At 44.5% G+C, this 18,346-nt stretch carries 17 protein-coding genes and 3 pseudogenes; 13 read left to right on the top strand and 7 right to left on the bottom strand.

What is annotated here, in order from left to right; all coding sequences use genetic code 11:
• Positions 1-302: 302 nt before the first annotated feature.
• From SVI_RS12590 to SVI_RS12580, 3 genes are read left to right on the top strand one after another with little or no spacing between them, the layout of a single operon-like run.
• On the top strand, positions 303-2,753 hold the full coding sequence (locus tag SVI_RS12590; protein ID WP_041419921.1) for a proprotein convertase P-domain-containing protein: 2,451 nt from the start codon (positions 303-305) through the stop codon (positions 2,751-2,753).
• A 4-nt stretch (positions 2,754-2,757) separates the two neighbouring features.
• The gene (locus tag SVI_RS12585; RefSeq protein WP_013051932.1) at positions 2,758-4,185 is read left to right on the top strand and encodes an Lcl C-terminal domain-containing protein; all 1,428 of its coding nucleotides are present in this window, start codon (positions 2,758-2,760) and stop codon (positions 4,183-4,185) included.
• Between the two features lie 18 nt (positions 4,186-4,203).
• Positions 4,204-4,773 carry an Lcl C-terminal domain-containing protein gene (locus SVI_RS12580; protein ID WP_013051931.1) on the top strand — a complete coding sequence of 190 codons (570 nt, stop codon included), beginning with the start codon at positions 4,204-4,206 and terminating at the stop codon, positions 4,771-4,773.
• Positions 4,774-4,920: 147 nt separating this feature from the next.
• On the opposite strand, the gene SVI_RS12575 is transcribed toward SVI_RS12580, so the two are convergent.
• A complete protein-coding gene (locus SVI_RS12575; protein WP_041419920.1) occupies positions 4,921-5,661 on the bottom strand; it encodes an SDR family oxidoreductase in 741 nt (246 codons plus the stop codon).
• Between the two features lie 140 nt (positions 5,662-5,801).
• On the opposite strand from SVI_RS12575, the gene SVI_RS12570 reads away from it, so the two are divergent.
• Positions 5,802-6,395 (top strand): TetR/AcrR family transcriptional regulator, encoded by a 594-nt coding sequence (locus SVI_RS12570; RefSeq protein WP_013051929.1) that lies wholly within the window; start codon positions 5,802-5,804, stop codon positions 6,393-6,395.
• Between the two features lie 92 nt (positions 6,396-6,487).
• Positions 6,488-7,183, top strand: a complete 696-nt coding sequence (locus SVI_RS12565) for an aspartate/glutamate racemase family protein (protein ID WP_013051928.1) — start codon at positions 6,488-6,490, stop codon at positions 7,181-7,183.
• 12 nt (positions 7,184-7,195) lie between these two features.
• Here SVI_RS12565 and SVI_RS12560 read toward each other — a convergent pair whose 3' ends face one another.
• Positions 7,196-7,441: a hypothetical protein gene (locus tag SVI_RS12560; RefSeq protein WP_013051927.1), complete on the bottom strand. Its 246-nt coding sequence runs from the start codon at positions 7,439-7,441 to the stop codon at positions 7,196-7,198.
• Between the two features lie 352 nt (positions 7,442-7,793).
• On the opposite strand from SVI_RS12560, the pseudogene SVI_RS21125 reads away from it, so the two are divergent.
• From SVI_RS21125 to SVI_RS12545, 5 genes and pseudogenes are all read left to right on the top strand, one after another.
• Positions 7,794-8,207, top strand: a pseudogene (locus tag SVI_RS21125) (transposase); the annotation flags it as partial.
• A gap of 190 nt (positions 8,208-8,397) precedes the next feature.
• Positions 8,398-9,378 carry a transposase gene (locus SVI_RS12555; protein ID WP_013051926.1) on the top strand — a complete coding sequence of 327 codons (981 nt, stop codon included), beginning with the start codon at positions 8,398-8,400 and terminating at the stop codon, positions 9,376-9,378.
• Positions 9,379-9,641: 263 nt separating this feature from the next.
• Positions 9,642-9,770, top strand: a pseudogene (locus tag SVI_RS22100) (IS91 family transposase); the annotation flags it as partial.
• Positions 9,771-10,470: 700 nt separating this feature from the next.
• Complete coding sequence (locus SVI_RS12550; RefSeq protein ID WP_013051777.1) at positions 10,471-11,361, top strand: tyrosine-type recombinase/integrase; 891 nt, start codon at positions 10,471-10,473, stop codon at positions 11,359-11,361.
• Positions 11,358-12,470, top strand: a complete 1,113-nt coding sequence (locus SVI_RS12545) for an IS91-like element ISShvi3 family transposase (RefSeq protein ID WP_049791094.1) — start codon at positions 11,358-11,360, stop codon at positions 12,468-12,470. Before SVI_RS12550 ends, SVI_RS12545 begins: the two co-directional genes overlap by 4 nt.
• A 268-nt stretch (positions 12,471-12,738) precedes the next feature.
• Here SVI_RS12545 and SVI_RS12540 read toward each other — a convergent pair whose 3' ends face one another.
• The 4 genes from SVI_RS12540 to SVI_RS12525 all read right to left on the bottom strand — a co-directional run bounded on the left by SVI_RS12540 (position 12,739) and on the right by SVI_RS12525 (position 14,798).
• On the bottom strand, positions 12,739-13,113 hold the full coding sequence (locus SVI_RS12540) for a hypothetical protein (protein WP_041419919.1): 375 nt from the start codon (positions 13,111-13,113) through the stop codon (positions 12,739-12,741).
• Positions 13,114-13,239: 126 nt separating this feature from the next.
• The gene (locus SVI_RS12535; RefSeq protein ID WP_013051924.1) at positions 13,240-13,560 is read right to left on the bottom strand and encodes a hypothetical protein; all 321 of its coding nucleotides are present in this window, start codon (positions 13,558-13,560) and stop codon (positions 13,240-13,242) included.
• Between the two features lie 123 nt (positions 13,561-13,683).
• Entirely contained in the window at positions 13,684-14,088 is a 405-nt protein-coding gene (locus SVI_RS12530; protein WP_013051923.1) for a GFA family protein, read from the bottom strand.
• Positions 14,089-14,198: 110 nt separating this feature from the next.
• Positions 14,199-14,798: a DUF3885 domain-containing protein gene (locus tag SVI_RS12525; protein WP_157608698.1), complete on the bottom strand. Its 600-nt coding sequence runs from the start codon at positions 14,796-14,798 to the stop codon at positions 14,199-14,201.
• Positions 14,799-15,122: 324 nt separating this feature from the next.
• On the opposite strand from SVI_RS12525, the pseudogene SVI_RS21900 reads away from it, so the two are divergent.
• From SVI_RS21900 to SVI_RS12515, 3 genes and pseudogenes are all read left to right on the top strand, one after another.
• Positions 15,123-15,200 (top strand): annotated as a pseudogene (locus SVI_RS21900) (hypothetical protein); the annotation flags it as partial.
• An 8-nt stretch (positions 15,201-15,208) separates the two neighbouring features.
• Positions 15,209-15,565: a phage integrase N-terminal SAM-like domain-containing protein gene (locus tag SVI_RS12520; protein WP_013051921.1), complete on the top strand. Its 357-nt coding sequence runs from the start codon at positions 15,209-15,211 to the stop codon at positions 15,563-15,565.
• Between the two features lie 654 nt (positions 15,566-16,219).
• Positions 16,220-16,600, top strand: coding sequence for a hypothetical protein (locus SVI_RS12515; RefSeq protein ID WP_013051920.1), 381 nt, complete (start codon positions 16,220-16,222; stop codon positions 16,598-16,600).
• On the opposite strand, the gene SVI_RS12510 is transcribed toward SVI_RS12515, so the two are convergent.
• The gene (locus tag SVI_RS12510) at positions 16,595-17,896 is read right to left on the bottom strand and encodes an anaerobic C4-dicarboxylate transporter (RefSeq protein ID WP_013051919.1); all 1,302 of its coding nucleotides are present in this window, start codon (positions 17,894-17,896) and stop codon (positions 16,595-16,597) included. The two genes, SVI_RS12515 and SVI_RS12510, sit on opposite strands and share 6 nt — an antisense overlap.
• Positions 17,897-18,346: the final 450 nt, after the last annotated feature.

Raw genomic sequence — 18,346 nt, 5'->3', positions numbered from 1 at the left:
CTGTCGATTAAGAATCTACTCGATAAAGAGTATGTGCGCTATCAGGATGTTGCCGGTACGTCTGGTTATCAGCCCACTCAGCTCATTCAGCCTGACCGTAGCTTTAGTGCCTCTGTCTCTTACAAGTTCTAGGTGAAGTATATGCTCACTTCAACGTTAACCTGTCGATTAAGAATCTACTCGATAAAGAGTATGTGCGCTATCAGGATGTTGCCGGTACGTCAGGTTATCAGCCCACTCAGCTCATTCAGCCTGACCGTAGCTTTAGTGCCTCTGTCTCTTACAAATTCTAGGTGAAGTATATGCATCATTTTAAATTAGCGGCTGTATCCTTGCTCGTAAGCGGCATCTGCGGTGCGAGTGAGTTACATTTTCTGACGCCATTGAGCCCCACAAAGATAGAAAGTCCAGCTCAGGCCAATGACTACCTGAGCCAAGAGTTTTCAAGACAACACCAGTTAGCCTATGAGCGCCGGGGCGTATTTGGTCATTACTACAGTTTTTATCCTCTGATAGATGGCCATCCGATATTTTCCTTGGTCGATGCCTTAGCGGTGAACCGAGCCGGTATGCCTTTTCGCTACTATCAAGCATCTGTTGCTTCCTTGCTATCACTCACCTGGCCTGACTCTGAGCTTGCACCCGAGCCCAGTGCCATTGCCCTTGCTATCGGCATAGAAGCGGATAATTTTGACATTCAAGACCTGAGCAAAGGTTGGTGGTTAACAGAGGAGTCGGGCATTGATCCCGTGTGGCAGGTACAAGTTAAACAGCTTGAACCTGAGGCGACTTTTTCTTTCTATATCGATTTAGACCATAAACAATTTTTGGGCAAGGAGCGCACGGTTGAAGCTTATCTGCCTGACTTTACTCCCGGTGACTTGCTCACAGGTAAGAGTCTTAAGGCGCTGGTATTCGATCCCGATCCTAAGACTAAGCTGATGGATGAGAGTCTGGAGCAACAAGCTTTGACCGAGACCTTACCACACGCTGCCTATAGCCGAGTCGAGCTGCAAGATCTTCAGGCTGTCGAGGCCGGTTTCATGCTCAGTGGTCCCTATGTCAAGGTGGTGGACTTGACCGAGCCCGTTAACCCATCGCCCTTGCTGACAGGCGACATTGAGTGGCGCCGCCATGACGATGAGTTTGTCCAGGTTATGGCTTATTATCATCTGGATAAGGCCCAGCGTCATCTGCAGAGCCTTGGTTACCAAGGTGCTAGCCAGATATTTTACTCGCCCATCGAGGTGGATGCTCGTGGTGGCACTAAGGATCAGTCGGCATATTCCTTCTTGGAAAATAGGATCTTGCTCGGTGTCGGTGGTGTGCCTGACGGTGAAGATGCCGATGTGATCTGGCATGAGTTTGGCCATGGCTTACTGCACTTTATCAACAATAGTGATAAAGGGGGCGACAGTGGTGCCATAGGGGAGGGATTCTCCGACTTCTACGCCGGAGTGCATAGCTTCAGGGATCCCCAAGGCCAGATTTTTGAGCCTAATGTCATGTTTAACTGGGATGCCAGATTCGGTAATCGTAAGCCCAGAACATTAAACGATCAATCGGCTAAATATAATCCTAATTATAATTATCCGGCTCACCAGTGGGTCAAAGATACCTTAGGCGATCAGCTCTGGTCGACGCCCTTGTTTCAGGGGATGCGCCGGGCGTTCGACAGCCATGGCGAGCAGGCTATCGATGATTTTGAGCGTCTGGTCATCGAAGGCATGTACGGCATGGGCGCCGGGGTTCGTATGGATCAGCTCGCCTTGTCGACCTTGGACATGGCCGCGCGTATGTATCCGGCTAAGGACTATGCTGACATCTTGCAACAGCAATTTGATAAGCATGGTTTGATCTTAGATCCCATCGAGTTAGTTATCTCCAGTGTGGTGAAACAGCAGACGGGTTCGGTACCGCTTAATCTTTCCCTGCAAAATCTTGCTGTGGCGAAACTTGAAGATATTAGTTTCAGTTTCTCTGACTTACCTCAGGGTGTAGAAGTGAGTGGTGAGATGACGCCAATTACTGAATTACTCGCCGGTGATACCAGGGCCATAGATGCAGAGTTTACCTTGGCACTTGGCGATAACTTATCTTGTGGTGAGAAGATCACATTGCCCGTGGATGTGCATTATACCAGTGATATCGCCGCGATAAATCACTCCAGACTCACACTCGCCGTGACCATAGGCGAGGGAATCCATCAAACGGCCACAGGCATAGGCGGAGACTTACTCGATGCCATAGCCAATGATATTGGCTTGACCAAGGAGATGGGGGTTAACAACTTCTATCTTGACTTTAGTCAGCCAGATTTAACCGTTAATCAAGACATTACACTGTCTCTGCACATTGAACATCCTCAACTTGACCAGCTCAGCATCAAGCTTATTAGCCCATCGGGACAACAAGTCGATATCTGGGACCGGGATTATTACCCGCGTACGAGCTTCGATTATAGCTTGCCAAATAGTGTGGTCGATATCGACTGGTCAGCTGTTATCGATGACAGCCTGACGGGGGAGTGGCAGCTGCAGATCATAGATCACGATGCAGGTAACAAGGGCAAGCTGCTTTCATGGGGCTTGAGTCAGGTGAGTGAATACATCTGTAATCAGCCTGATGTTAGTCCACAGCCAGATAAAACAATCGATGAGAAACCAAGCAGTTCCGGTGGCAGCCTAGGCTGGACGCTTTGGATGCTTTGTTTCGCATATATAACACGACAATATGGAAAAATGGAGAACTAGTACCATGAAAAGAAATCTAAGCCCTCTCTATCTCGCGCTGGTATGTGCTGGATTAACCGCCTGTGGCTCGAGCGATGATTCGAGCAAGGTTGCAATCCCTGAGCCTGCTAAGGTTTATAGCGTTAATTTTAGTGCCGATACCAGTGTAGACGGCTTGGTCTGCGCCGATAGCAATCAAAATTTGATGTGTGATGCGGGTGAAGTTCAGGCCGATATGACGGCTGGTGTGGCGAGTCTTAGCAGCGAAGATGTGGCTGTGTTGAATAATTACTACCTAGTGCAGAGCCAAGATGCCGGCAGTGACAAGCCCATGATGCGCTACCTTGCATCTGCGGCCATAGCCGACAAGAGTGAAGTGATACTAAACCCGGTTTCTAGCATGGTGTCTGGTCTTATGCTTAATGGCATGACCCAAGAGAAGGCATTAGCCTCGATAGCAAGCAGCCTAAACAAGCAGTTTAAACTCGAGTTACCAGCCGATGCTAGTCTGTTACAGCATCATGATGCTTTGACCGATTTTAATCCTAAATTTGATGTCATGTGGCAAGCGATAGGCGCTAAGGCCGCTCAGTCGCCAGCTTTACTGGCTGCAATGAGCCAGCATCTGGCTTCCTGGGCCGGTATGACTGATCAGCAAATGCGCTTTTTTGCTAAAGATATAGTCGGTTACGCCAGTCAGTTAAATGCTATTTATCCCATGACAGACACAGGGAATACCTTGTTTGCCGATGGCAGTTCATTCAGCTCTGAAATTCGAGATGAGCAGTTTGTCGGACAAGATGCCGACTATGGCCTGGATAAGACCAAGAATGATAACAGTGATGGCTTAGCTGGTTTTAGTTATCAGAAGCTCGATGCTAAGGGTGAGGCGTTGGCCGCCGATGCTCAGCAGTGGAGCTGCGTGAAAGATCTCAATACTGGGCTTATCTGGGAGAATAAAACTGCCGATGGCATAAGTGCGCAAGACAAAGATCACCTCTTGGTTTACATCAAGGATGAGCGCGCCATTTTCCAAGGTGAGATCGATGAGGCTAGTTGTGATGATGCCAATGGTATCTGCACCATAGCGCAATATCAGACCTATCTAAATGAGCTAGAAGATAAGCAAGGCATGTGTGGGGTTAAAGATTGGCAATTACCCAGCTTCGATCAGCTATACAGCTTGATGAATTTTGCCTCCACCGATGCCGGCAGTGATGGGGTAGAGATGGCTGTAGACATCAAATACTTCCCCAATACAGCAGACAATGATTATTGGACCGGCACGCCATCGGTAGAGAACTATGCCTCGATGGATCAGTCTGATTATTTGTGGACCTTAGGTTTTAATCGTTGGTACATGGGAGCTACAACGTCTTACGACTATTGTGTCAGTAAAGATGATTGTGATTACCCATCAGCCTTACCTGTCCGTCTTGTCGGTGTTAAATAAGAGAATTAGGGATATACAATGAAAAAATTACTATTAGCGGCGGCGATAACCCTGAGTTTCTCTGCGACAGCCCTAGAACAAACTTGTGAAATGAGTTTCGAAGCGAGCACTCCCACCGCAAGATTTATCGATAATAATGACGGCACAGTGACAGACCAATCCACTAAACTGATTTGGATGCGTTGCTCAGTAGGCCAAAGCTGGAACAATGAGACTAAGGATTGTGATGGCATGCCTGTGACTGTCTTCTGGCAAGGCGCGCTGCAAGCGGCCGACAACGCCAGAACGAATGAGGCAAATAAGTTATATCACTTCGCAGGCAAGGGTAACTGGCGCGTGCCTAACATAAAAGAACTCGTTTCTATCCGCGAGCAGCGCTGTGTGCATCCTGCGATGAATAAGGTTATCTTCCCGAATATCGATGCCATTGCGCAGGCTGAGGGTGGCTATGCATATCTGTGGTCATCTACACCTGTTATAGCCGACGAAGGGATCATGAATTTAGATGTGACAGCTGGCGGCATAGTGGCGAGTGGCTCAGTAGTGGATTATGCCCGGGGTGTGCTCCTGGTCGCCGATCCTGAATGAGTGCTAGCGGCAGAACATGATGAGCTAGGGGCTTAGGTTCATACCGAGCCTAGGCTTGGCTTAACTGAATTAAACTAAGCTAAAAAAAAGGGCTATTCTTGAGTTAATGACTCATCAATAGCCCTTTTTATTTGCTGTTATCCATGATTATTCAGATAAATCAGCCTCTATGATGTTATCGGCATAGCTTTGGTAGGCACCTTGAAAGTCTCTGGCCATAGCATCAGGGAAGAGATGAAAGTCTCCAGCTTTTAGAGAGGTCACTATTCCTTGGGCAACCACACTGGTGGGCTCGGCTATTTCTGTCATGCCACCTTGAGCCGCCATATCGGTATTTATTGGGCCGGGATGGACACTCAATACGGCAATATTCTTCGGCCCTAGACTCTCTTTCAAACCTTGGGTAATCGAATATGCAGCCGCTTTCGAGGCTGAATAGGTGGTGAGAGCAGCAAAGTTTTTAATTGAAGCCACCGAATTGAGTTGAACCAGGGCGGCTGGACCATTCTTTTCAAGTATCGGGGTAAATGCCTGAGCCATGCGCAGCAGGCCGAAGGCATTGATGTTGAGCTCTTCGGTTAATGAGGCTTCTGCATGTTCATCCAGCGGGGCGGCAATTTTCAACACGCCAGCGTTATTCACCACCACTTGCACATCGGTTGCAATTTTTGCCGCAGCCATAATGGATTGAGCATTAGACACATCAATCAGCAGAGGTGAAACCTTATGGCCATATTGCTTCACTAGCTCCTTAGTTGAGTCGAGATCGCGTACTGCCAGATAGACTTTCTTCGCGCCGTGAGCCAGAAATGACTCCACGATCGACTTGCCAATACCACGATTCGCGCCAGTAACCAGTGCCACTTTATTCGCTATATCAAAACTCATCTTCATCTTCCTTTTAATAGTGTCTAAATTGGTTTTTATTATTTGTACCGATCGGTACGCTTGAATTCATACTTACCGATCGGTACAATATTGTCAAGAACCAAGATGATTTTTATTTATACAAGTGAGCAGAGGCAGACATGGCTTCCGGTAGAAAACGTAACTTCGACATAGATTTCGCCCTGGAAAAGGCGACCTTAGTATTTTGGCAGAAAGGCTTTGCTGGGACGTCCATGACAGATTTGACCCAGAGCATGGGGATCAACAAGCCAAGCCTGTATTCGGCATTCGGAAATAAAGAGCAGTTGTTTGTCACTGCCACAGAGCATTATCTGTCTAGGTATGCCAGTCCCCATATTGAAAAACTTCAAGATACAGAGTTTAGTACCAAGCAGCGTCTGCTGAATTATCTCTTGTCTGTGATAGAGATGCAGTGTGACTCATCCCTACCAAGGGGCTGTTTTGTTTCTCTTTGCGTTGCGGAATCAGCCAGTCATGAAATGCCCCAGAGTGCCATGGATGCCATATTGACCATCCAAAGCTCTCATCAAGCGTTTTTGACCGAATTTTTCAATAAGGAGAAAGCTCAAGGTAATCTGGATCAGAGCTTGGATGTTGCAGCCAACGTCAATTACATCATGACCTTTATTCATGGCTCTGCCGTACTAGCCCGCTCGGGTCAAACACTGGATGAGCTCACCCAGGCCGCTCACATCGCCGTGCAAGTTTGGTAAATAAACCCCATTAAACATCTGACACTTGGGTTCAAGCTTGTGAGTTTATATTCAGCCAAGTTTAGCGGTTAAGGATTATTCAAGGAGAGAGAATGAAAACCATAGGAATGATAGGCGGCATGAGCTGGGAGTCTACGGCCAGTTATTATCAGGCATTAAACCTGGGCATAAAGCGTGAACTCGGTGGATTACATTCGGCCAAAATCGCCCTCTATAGTGTCGATTTCGCCGAGATTGAACGCCTGCAACACTTAGGTGAATGGGATCAAACCGCCAATATATTAGCCGATGCAGCTCGCTCTGTTGAAGCCGCAGGGGCCGATTTCTTCATGATCTGTACCAATACTATGCATAAAGTGGCTGAGTTTGTGGAGCAGCAGGTAAGCATTCCCTTACTGCATATCGCCGATGCCACAGCCCATAAGCTTATTGGGGATGGCATAAAAACAGTTGGGCTATTGGGCACACAATTTACCATGGAGCAGGACTTCTATAAGGGGCGCTTGACCGAGAAGTTTGCCATAGAGGTGCTAACCCCAAATATACGCCAAAGGGAAGTCGTTCATTCGGTTATCTATGAGGAGTTGTGTCTTGGCATTATCAAGTCTGACTCTCGTGATGCCTATCTGGCCATCATAGAAGATCTCTATCGTCAGGGCGCACAGGCAGTGATTTTAGGGTGTACCGAGATAGCGCTATTAGTTAACCAGCAAGATACTCAGGTTCCCTTGTATGATACGACGGCAATACATGCAGAAGCTGCGGTGGCATTCTCGCTGAGAAAATAATCTAATTGAGGGTTATTCTGTAATTACCAATAGGTTTAGGCCGCAATCAGCCCCTTCTTGGCACTGAGTTACCCTGATGTTAGTCGCGACAAGTTGGGTAAAAGGTTTATTTAGCTTGGTATCGCTATGTTCAATTAGGCTGGTAACTGTTTCTGTGTGGTTTTCACTCGATTGGTGATGATCAAAGTAGCCAGACATGTCGCTGAAAGTGAGCCAGAAAGCGTAGGCGACTATGCTATAAATGGTGAAGCGAAACATGGTAAAACATCCGTTGTTTGTAAAAGTTAGCGTACAATATACGCTTAATTTTCAAACAAAAACACTGTCAATATTCCGCCTTGTATTTCACTGTATATAACTGGTTTTCTAGATTAAAAAGCTTAATTACGATTAAGCCCGCTACTTAAAACCAAGAACTTTAAACCAAGAACTTTAAACCAAGAATTTTAAACTAAAAAAATCTTGGCGAGATAAAATAGCCAATGTATGTTTGTTTGGTACTTGCGCATCAAGCTTGTTCGAATAGGGGCTCACGGCTCTAATTCTCTTCGACCCCTTTTATCGGCTATCTAACGGAGAATAATCTTGGATGTCTTGGTTATAGTTATAACGTTATCTTTATCGCGGCGTTCTTCCCGATAACAACATCATCAGCGACATCGATGGCTACGTCAGCTTCGACTATCTAGACTGTCAAACTCAGGTCAATAAAATACGTACCTTACCAGCGGCTAAATTTCTGTACTTGGTACTGCAACACGTGCTGCCGAAAGGTTTAAGGCGAGTGAGAGATTATGGGTTACTCAGAGGAAGTGCTGCCAAGCTGCGGCAACGCATACGCTTGATGTTGGCGGTTGCAGGGGAAGTGTTTGCCCCGCTCGAAAGCAACACTAAAACCCAAGCGATACGACCATGCCCCTGCTGCAAACAGCCGATGAAATTTATGGGCGTACATGGGAATAAGCATGCTCGAACGACAAGTTTTCTTAGTCAGAACCCAATGCAGCCTAACGCCACTGTTTAAGCGGTTGGCGGCAATATTCTTAATATTTGAGCACGCTAGAAATGAAACATAGGAGGTGATTAAGACACTGAAATTATTGGCTTACTTAATTGGCTTGCTGGGCTAAACAAATAACATGGCCACCCATAATTATTGATGGATAATTCAGCTCTGACTAAGCTTAAGTTCTCTCTGTAGGATTGAGGTTGCTATGGCCAGACCAAGAAGCACATTGATTAGCATTGAAGATACGCCTTTCTACCACTGTATTTCTAGATGTATTCGCATGGCGTGGCTTACGGGAGTCGATAGATACTCAGGTAAGTCATACGAGCATCGGCGTGAGTGGGTTGAGTCTAGGATACTTGAACTCGCTCAAATTTTTGCTATAGATGTGGCGGCTTATGCTGTTATGTCTAACCACCTGCATTTAGTGCTTAGGGTCGATATTTTTGAGGCCAATAGCTGGACAGATAAAGAAGTGGTAGCGCATTGGCATCAGCTGTTTAAAGGGACTGAAGTTACGCAGAAGTTTGCTAAGGGGGAGTTAGTTGAAAGCTTTGAAGTTAAAGCCTTAAAGCATTCAATTGCTCAATACCGAAGTCGATTAAGTGATATCTCTTGGTTTATGCGCTGCCTCAATGAACCCATTGCGAGACAGGCCAACAAGGAAGATAACTGTACAGGGAGATTTTGGGAGGGGAGGTTCAAGTCCCAAGCCCTATTGGATGAGGCCGCTGTCCTGGCCTGCATGGCTTATGTAGACCTCAATCCAATCCGCGCCAAGATGGCCGCAACACCTGAAACCTCAGACTTCACCAGCATTCAGCGACGTATAACTGCAGTTTGTAATGGAGAACAGCCTAAGTCACTACTGCCATTTGTGGGTAATGAACGCAAGGATATGCCAAAAGGACTGATGTTCAGTGCTAAAGATTACTTACAACTTGTTGATGATACAGGGCGTATTATTAGAGACGACAAGCGTGGTGCCATTAGCCAGACATCACAACTGATACTCGATAGACTCAACATTCCTCAAGCGAATTGGCTAAAACTCACCACTGAATTCAGCCGACTATTTAAAGGTCCAGTAGGAACCCTTCAAGAGTTAGATGCCTACTGCGAACACTTAGATAGAAAGCGCCGGCAAGGGGCGGCTAATTGTCATCGATGGCTAGATAGCGCCTAGTTACACATCTATTTTAATGGAAATGGCAAACCGAACTTAAGTTCGGCATTCTTGCTGCGTGTTTCTCGGATTTTGGACTGATATTGAGGCATCTAGAGCCATAAACCTCAGCTGGAGCTACTTAAGACGTAAATCATGTTGAGTTAGTGAGAGTGAGGCTGGAATTTTATAGCTTCGAGTTGGATAAATTAAGAATGGGTGGCTAGGTTAATTCTGTTCTCGTTTGAATCATAATTAAGAATGGGTGGCTAGGTTAATTCTTTGTAGCAAAGATAAAACGAGCTGTAGCGATACGAACTTGCCCCTGCTGCCATCAGCCGATGTGCTTTATGGGGATACATCAAAATGGTTTAGGAAACAGCCGACCGACAAGCTTAACGATCACAGCCTAACGCCACTGTTTAAGCTGGAAGTATAAGGATAATGTATTAACTAAAGAGGAGGGGTTTACACAGCAGGCTGATATTAAAGAAGTTAAATGATTGGTCATTAGATCAAGGCTGCGTGCTGACTAAAACAAAATATGCGTCCTATTATGGCCTCAAGCATAACGAACCCTCACTCAGCTATTTGCTTAATAAAGAGTATGATTAAACCCCGACCTCGGGCTTGTTCAACACTTGGGATAAGGACGCGGCTGTGCGCGGCCTATCCTTATTCGTTATGTACTTTTTGTACTCCACTTTCCAGAGACGATCATGACATAAACACCTATGGTAATTGTACCAAGCATTAACCCTATGAAAGGCGATGAACTCCCAACGAAAATAGACATAGCAAGTGAAGTACCAAAACATAAGGTTAAAGCAGCAAGTTGTGCTCGATTGAGTTTATTGTTAAATCTCATTTTGGACTCCTCATCCTTGAATTTACTGTGAATAATCCTAAACACATAACGCCCCAATAAGGGGCTAAAAATTGTTTGCTAAAATGTGCAGCGAAGCGAAACCGAGCAAACTGTTTTTAGTCCCGCTTAATTGGCTTGTTGAACGAAGCCGCTATGCGGCAGAAAGATAAAACTATCTCTATCCTCTCATCCTAAATACTTACTAGTGCAGGCCTTGTTAGGCCATTAATACTAGGAGTATTGTCATGAACACATCCGAACAACAACGCTTTGATTTTCTTTATGAACAACATCTTACCAACTTAACCCTGCAAGGCAAGCGACCCGCAACCATCGACGCATACAGTCGTGCTGTAAGGCGCATTGCAGCATTCTTTGACTGCTGTCCCGATAATCTCACAACCGATGATTTGAAGCGCTATTTTGCTTCTTTAATCGATTCACACTCTTGGAGCACCGTGAAGTTAGACCGTAATGGCTTACAGTTTTTTTATCGTTACGTGCTTAACCACAGCTGGGAGTGGCTCAACATCGTCAAGCCGCCCCAAGTGCAGCGCTTGCCCGATATTCTTACGCCTTGTGAGGTTGCCATCGTCATTAGCCTGACTCGACAACTGCGATATCAGGTCTGCTTTTTGACCTTGTACAGCATGGGATTACGACTCGGTGAAGCGATTTCATTGCGTGTTGGCGATATCGATTCACAAATAATGCAAGTGCATATTCGTAATGCTAAAGGCGGCAAGGATAGATTGGTTCCTCTGCCAAAACGTACCTTGCAGGCTTTACGTTATTACTGGAAAACCCATCACCATCCTCGTTATCTCTTTCCTGGTAAAGATAGCCAGCCAGACTCATTGATAGATAAAGGCGGTATTCAGAAAGCGCTAAAGCGGGTTATCGGAGAGTGCAATATTCATAAATCCATCAGCCCTCATAATTTACGACACAGCTATGCGACCCATCTGCTCGAACAAGGACTAGACTTGCGTTCGGTACAGAGTTTGCTTGGCCATAACAGCCTTAACACCACTGCACGCTATACACGGCTCACCCAAATTACCCGCAAAAATACCGTTGAAGCGATTAACCAACTTGCAGACGGCTTGGCACTGTCATGGGAGTGTGGCGCATGACGTTCATCGACATTTTACGCGACCACCTAGATGCGTTTAATCAGGCTTACGAGCAGCAAATTACCTCTTCGATGCAACAAGCGATACACGCCATGCTCAGTTGCCGCAGCAATACTGAGCGAACGAGTCAGTGGGCTTGCCAGAGTTGCACTCATATCGCTGACTTTCCACTTTCATGCGGCCATCGCAGTTGCCCACAGTGCCAGCACAACACTACGATAGATTGGCTCGCTAAACAGCAAGCTAAACTACTCCCTGTTGAATACTATATGGTCACTTTTACTTTGCCTTTTGAGCTTCGAGTCATTGCAAAACATCAACCAGAGTCGATGTATCAAGCTATGTTCTGGGGTGCCGCCAGCGTGCTAAAGGAGTTCGCCAAAAACTCAAAGCAACTCGGAGGTGAGATTGGCTTTACTGGCGTATTGCATACCCATAACAGGCGGCGTGATTTTCATCCCCACATCCACTTCATCATCCCTGCAGGCAGCTTTAACAAAGACAAAAAACAGTGGCGCAAGAGCAAAGGCAAGTACCTGTTCAACGCCTTCAACCTTGCCACTGTATGGCGTGCACGTTTGCTAGAGCTACTGACAAATAAACTCGGGATCAAGTTACCAGAACACCTGCCCAACAAATGGGTGGTCGACTGCCAGCACGTTGGTAAAGGCTTGCCAGCACTCAAGTACCTGTCCCGATATCTCTATCGCGGTGTATTGCCAGATAAATGCATAACCAGTGTCGTCAATGAACAAGTCAGCTTCGAGTATCAAAATAGCCAAACCAAAACAACTGAAATACGTACCTTACCAGTAACTGAATTTCTATGGTTAGTGCTTCAGCATGTTTTACCCAAAGGGTTACGGAGAGTGAGAGACTATGGACTGTTAAGAGGGAGTGCTGCCAATCTGCGGCAACGAATACGCTTGATGCTGGCAGTTGCAGGAGTGGTATTTGCCCCGCTCGAAAGTAGCACTAAAACTCAAGCCATACGACCTTGCCCCTGCTGCAAACAGCCAATGAAATTTATGGGGGTTCATGGGAATAAGCATGCACGACCGACAAGTTTTATCATGCAGATAACAAGGGAGCCTAACGCCACTGTTTAAGCAGAAGGCAGATAAAGTTAAGGCTTAAGGTACAGAGCAAGTCACAAATGAGGAGGTGTTAAGGTATTAATATTATTGAGCAATTCAATTAGCTAGCAATGCTAAGGGATCGCTGTGACTAGTTAAAAGTGTCACTTAAGATAATCCACCAAAACCAGCGTGAACTCTCGCGCCACTATTTACTATATAAAGGTATCGCTTCTAGTAAGCTGGGGCTTGTTCAACACTTGGGATAAGGACGCGGCTGCGCGCGGCCTATCCTTATACGTTAGGCATTTTTATACCACGACTCTGGGTATTTAAACAGAAATACATAATCAAATGCCTGCTTTACATTAAACCAACCTGAAAGCACCGCAACAAATGAAAATATTGATGCAACTAATACCGCGCCAAAATAGATAGCAAAAGCGAAACTTACGATCATTACGACTAAGCCAGTAAATACAACACCTGAAGTCATTTGACGGAGTGGAACATTAGTATCCAAGTTAAGTACAGCGAACAAATTTTCAAATTGCCACGAAAAGAAAGCCAGTCCAATAGCACAACCAATTGCGCCAACATAAGATGTAATCTTGTAATATTTAGGTTGGAGGTTTCTTTGATTTTGGATCGCCTGAACTAAAAATTTAATGACCAACTCCAGAAATGCCTAACGCCTTTGTAACAGGCTAATTTTTGTGAAGCAGTTTGTGTGATACTGACGCGCAGCGGCAACACAAAATGCGTAGCTAAAATTTGTCCTCGTTGACAAACTTGTTATAACTCAGTACTCCGACTGTAATTTTTTATGAATTTTTAGAATATCTTCCGCAATTTTACTTGCAGTTCGATTTTGAATTTTAGTCATTGTATGAGCAACAGCGCCTTCTACCATTGTCCCTTCAAAATTTGTTCTAGGGCCACTTTTAGTCATACGCTTTTTAATCGAATGCCAATCTGCAAGTAACTCATCAGGAAAGTGAATATCCAACAAACTTGATGTGACGTCATTTACGCTAAGCAATCGCTTTCTTGCATCACCCGCACCAACACACAATTCATCTATTGCGTCATCAATGCGACCTTTTACATACTGATACTTCATAGATATAGATACCTTAACATTCGAGAGAGTTATAACGCCGCATTAAGCGGACAAAAATAGTGGGTTAAAATGTGTAGCGAAGCGAAACGTAACCCACTGTTTTTGTTCCGTTTAAATGCCTTGTTATGAAGCAGACCTATCGGCTGGGTGGTTTACCCCATCATTGGTAACTACATCCCCAAGCTCAAAAGGATTAACTCCCTCAAGACAACCGATATTAAAGCCATATTCATTAGGGCTAGAACGTCGTTGGTGATGAGTGTAAATGCCACAATTAGAACAGAAGTAATGCTTCGCTGTATTAGTGTTAAATTGATAGAGTTTTAAGATCTCAGCTCCTTCAATAATACGAATACCATCCAAAGCGACAGAAGCTACTATTGCACCTTTACGTCTGCAAATAGAACAGTCACAACGTCTAGGTTTCTCTATACCATTTGGAAGCGATAACTCTAATTTAACTGAACCACAATGACATGAGGCTAAGTGCTTTTCTTGTATTTGCGTATCTCCGACAGACTTGATCATTAATGCGATTCCTTTGCTTCATAACGCCCTAATAATGGGCAAAAATCTGTTTGCTAAAATGTTGAGGGACGAAAACAGCAAATTGTTTTTTGTCCTTATTTATTAGCTTGTTAGAGAGCACCAAACCACTCTCTCATTACGTTTACATCATAATCTAGTAAAGAGCTATGATATTGTTTATATAGCCTTTTAATCATGAACTTATTGGTTCCAACTACATCCATCCCGCGATCATCATATGGGTGAACAAGCACTCCTAAATTGATATCGTAAATATATAAATCAAACCAAAATGACGGTTTGATTCCTAGCTCGGTACCGAGCTTGCCAAAAATAATTTTATGAAGTTCAGACTTGTTGATATTGAAGAATAAATAATTTCTATTCCATTCATCATCTTCAACCCACTCTCTCAGTTTGAAATTATTCTTCGGTATATCAATTTGTAATTCTTTAAGTTCTTTGAAAACACTAAAATTAGATAGGTACGAATCACCCGGAAAAGCAAAACAAATAGATATTTTTTCTGACTTCTCAAATATTGTATCAATAATTTGAGTTGATTTATTAAGTGCAGATGTAAACATCTTAACGTAAGACGCTTCCTCACTCCCTTCTGAAAGTTCAAACCTCAAGCATTGCTGGTTACTATAAAAAATAGCATTCTGAAAAGAATTTTTACCGAATACTTGGAATGCTTGCTCAATCATCGATGTGCTCTCTAACATTTGTATACACGCCTTGCGCGTTTACCCGGTTGGACCAGTGAACACGCGCACCGCTAATCATCTAATTATTAATGGCTTTTAGCCATTAACCCGAAAACACCTTCTGCAAAAACGAGAATGCACATTTTACTTGCCTCGTATCTCCTGCAAAATAAGTAAGTGAATACTTTATCCCATTGAAGTTACATGCTTTATATTTTTTTAACAATAGCAAAGCGTGCATATCTACAAGCTTGTTTGACTTGATCTTTGATGATTATCAATAATACTGTATATAAACACAGTTAACCCTTGAGGGAGAACATTATGGCCTCGAGTCCATTTTTAGACGCTATTCGACAAGACATTCGATTACGTGGCTATAGCATCAGGACTGAGAAATCATATCTTTATTGGATAAAACGTTACATTCTTTTCATCATAAAAAACATCCGTCAGAGCTTGGTTCAGGGGATGTTAAATTATTTCTCAGTTGGCTCACTACTCATGGACATGTTGCCGTAAACACCCAAAAAGTGGCCTTAAATGCCTTAGTATTTATGTACCACAAATATTTACATATCGAACTTGGTGAATTGGGATTTACCCTTGCGACTAAACAACGCACATTACCCACAGTGCTTAGTAAAAAAGAGGTTCGTCTTATACTTGAACACCTTCACGGCACAGCTAAACTCGTCATTCAAATCCTATACTCTCCGAACGAGAGGCTTGGATGCGAACTGGCCGTTAAACATGGACGTTGTTAGATTTGGCTGAGCCCACAAGGCCAATTTTGTTCCATACAAAATTTGGCATTTCCTCCGCTGACCCATAAGGATATGGGAAATGTCTTAAAAGTGTCTGGAACACTTAAGACCCTGGAGGTCAGAAGTGTTCTTTATGAAATCAAGTGCCAGCGTCTCGCAGAAGTATCTGCACATAAGGTCGTTCCTAGGCATCCTGCCTTCACGACATTAGTGCATCCATGCACAGCACCCGCTGCAGGTGGTAGGTTACAATGAAGCAGCGACCTTCAATGACATATTCCAACAGCAAAGGTCACTGGATTCCGGCTCAAAATATCTGCCGGAATGACGAAAAGCAACGACCAAAACAAAAATGAACCAAGGTAAAAATGTTATTAGCCTTCATTCGAAGGCTATCCATTTTCGGGTATAAAGCGAATCAGAGTATGGCTCGACCTATTAACAAGCCCTGAGCTACCTAAGTCGTTAGTTAATGGTTACTAATCTGAAATTTAGCAGGATGGCTAGACACTTCATTATCAATGGGGTGAGTAGAATAAATAGATAGTACTAACAGGGGCTCACCGCAACAAATGAAGTGATGGCCCCTTGTTAGATGCCTGTCTTGCTTACAGCACGAGCCCGCCGATCAAGAAGCCTAAGGATACAGAGGTTATGACTGTCACTAAGCCTGGAATAAAGAACAAAGCATGGTTAAACACCAAACACTCGATTTATAATACGAGCCCGCCGATCAAGAAGCCCAAGGATACAGAGGTTATGACTGTCACTAAGCCTGGAATAAAGAACAAAGCATGGTTAAACACTAAACACTCGATTTATAATACGAGCCCGCCGATCAAGAAGCCTAAGGATACGGAAGTTACGACTGTCACCAAACCTGGAATAAAGAACAAAGCATGGTTAAACACCAAACCTTATAATACGAGCCCGCCGATCAAGAAGCCCAAGGATACAGAGGTTATGACTGTCACTAAGCCTGGAATAAAGAACAAAGCATGGTTAAACACCAAACACCAAACACTCGATTTATAATACGAGCCCGCCGATCAAGAAGCCTAAGGATACAGAGGTTATGACTGTCACTAAGCCTGGAATAAAGAAAGGATGGTTAAACACTAGATTACCGATACGTGTTGAGCCGGTATCATCCATCTCCACCGCGGCAAGCAGAGTGGGGTATGTTGGTAGCACGAACAGGGCACTAACCGCTGAAAATGATGCGATGGCGGTAATGGGGGCCACGCCAATGGCCAGAGCGGCTGGCATTAATGCGGTAGTGGTAGCACCTTGTGAGTAGAGCAGCATGGAGGCGAAGAATAAGGTGACTGCCAACATCCAGGGATATTGATGGAGTATGTCTGATGAGAAGGCTTTGATCTCGTCGATATGGCCGGAGACAAATGTATCACCCAGCCAAGCAACACCTAGCACACAAATACAGGCGCTCATGCCTGACTTGAAAGTGGCTGCATTGGCTATTTCTGATGCATCTATTTTTGTGAAAGTCACAATAGCTGTGGCAGCTGTTAGCATAAATACCATGATGGCATCGTTGCGGCCCAGTGTTGGGTTTTCTATGATATTGACTGCATCGGAAATCAGTGTGGCATAAATAATCACACAAACAATGGCTGTTACGAATATCCCGGTGGCTAACTTGGCGGTAGGCAGTATCTCTCTTTGGGTGTGTCCCTTAAGTTTTACCAAGCCCTTTGCCAGTCTCTCCTGATAGATTTTGTCATCCTTGAGCTCACAACCTAAGAAATTCGCGACGAATGCACCTACCATGCAGGCAGTAAATGTGGTCGGAATACAGATGGCTAGTAAGGTTAAATAACCCACACCTAAGGGCTCCAATAGCCCGGAGAAGAACACCACAGCCGCAGAGATAGGTGATGCTGTGATGGCAATTTGTGAGGCAATGACAGAGATACTCAAAGGGCGGGAAGGGCGTATGCCTTGCTCTTTGGCAACTTCAGCTATGACTGGCAGTGTTGAGAATGCGGTATGTCCAGTGCCTGCAAGCAAGGTCATGAAATACGTGACTATGGGGGCGTAGAAGGTGATGCGTTTGGGGTTTTTTCGCAGGAAACGTTCGGATAAATCCACCAACCAATCAAGACCTCCAGCCACCTGCATTGCTGCAATCGCCGTGATTACTGACATGATGATCAAGATAACATCAACGGGAATATGTCCGGTATCGACCCCCATAAACAGGGTCAGTACTAAGACGCCAGCGCCGCCGGCCAGTCCTATTCCTATCCCACCTATTCGTGCGCCAAGATAGATAAAAGCAAGCACAACAAAAAATTCTATAGCGATCATAAGTAACCTTAATTTGAAGCCAATTAGCGAAAAGCCGTTTGTCGAAGAGATGTTAGACAAGTGAAACAAATTAGATTTTACTCCTGTTAAACCTTAAGTTTATGGGAGAAAATCACTATTTTTTTAAGGTGTGATGGAGCTCACGCGCTGATTTTGTATAAGCTGATCTAGCGCACGGGTGAGTTGGCCATAGGATATAAATATTTGTTGCTTTGATCATCTGATGAGGAGTTATGGCAATAAAATATGCTGTTCTGACAAATAAGCGTTAAGACTGATAGCCCATAATGACTATAGTGTTGATCTATCACTGTAAAGATAGTTAAACACTTCTTAGCTTATTAAATGATACAAAATCGAACTATTTCAACTATTCCAACTATTGCAACTTAAGCGCAACCTTTTGGAAATAAAACTCCTTTATAGTATCCACTAGTTTTTTAGGATGAA

The organism is Shewanella violacea DSS12, assembly GCF_000091325.1.
GTDB classification, from domain to species: Bacteria; Pseudomonadota; Gammaproteobacteria; order Enterobacterales; family Shewanellaceae; genus Shewanella; species Shewanella violacea.
This window is presented reverse-complemented; position numbering and strand designations above follow the sequence as displayed.

Coding starts and splice junctions, on each gene's coding strand:
- SVI_RS12590 (WP_041419921.1), top strand. CDS start 303: ATGCATCATTTTAAATTAGCGGCTGTATCCTTGCTCGTAAGCGGCATC.
- SVI_RS12585 (WP_013051932.1), top strand. CDS start 2,758: ATGAAAAGAAATCTAAGCCCTCTCTATCTCGCGCTGGTATGTGCTGGA.
- SVI_RS12580 (WP_013051931.1), top strand. CDS start 4,204: ATGAAAAAATTACTATTAGCGGCGGCGATAACCCTGAGTTTCTCTGCG.
- SVI_RS12575 (WP_041419920.1), bottom strand. CDS start 5,661: ATGAGTTTTGATATAGCGAATAAAGTGGCACTGGTTACTGGCGCGAAT.
- SVI_RS12570 (WP_013051929.1), top strand. CDS start 5,802: ATGGCTTCCGGTAGAAAACGTAACTTCGACATAGATTTCGCCCTGGAA.
- SVI_RS12565 (WP_013051928.1), top strand. CDS start 6,488: ATGAAAACCATAGGAATGATAGGCGGCATGAGCTGGGAGTCTACGGCC.
- SVI_RS12560 (WP_013051927.1), bottom strand. CDS start 7,441: ATGTTTCGCTTCACCATTTATAGCATAGTCGCCTACGCTTTCTGGCTC.
- SVI_RS12555 (WP_013051926.1), top strand. CDS start 8,398: ATGGCCAGACCAAGAAGCACATTGATTAGCATTGAAGATACGCCTTTC.
- SVI_RS12550 (WP_013051777.1), top strand. CDS start 10,471: ATGAACACATCCGAACAACAACGCTTTGATTTTCTTTATGAACAACAT.
- SVI_RS12545 (WP_049791094.1), top strand. CDS start 11,358: ATGACGTTCATCGACATTTTACGCGACCACCTAGATGCGTTTAATCAG.
- SVI_RS12535 (WP_013051924.1), bottom strand. CDS start 13,560: ATGAAGTATCAGTATGTAAAAGGTCGCATTGATGACGCAATAGATGAA.
- SVI_RS12530 (WP_013051923.1), bottom strand. CDS start 14,088: ATGATCAAGTCTGTCGGAGATACGCAAATACAAGAAAAGCACTTAGCC.
- SVI_RS12525 (WP_157608698.1), bottom strand. CDS start 14,798: ATGATTGAGCAAGCATTCCAAGTATTCGGTAAAAATTCTTTTCAGAAT.
- SVI_RS12515 (WP_013051920.1), top strand. CDS start 16,220: ATGACTGTCACTAAGCCTGGAATAAAGAACAAAGCATGGTTAAACACC.
- SVI_RS12510 (WP_013051919.1), bottom strand. CDS start 17,896: ATGATCGCTATAGAATTTTTTGTTGTGCTTGCTTTTATCTATCTTGGC.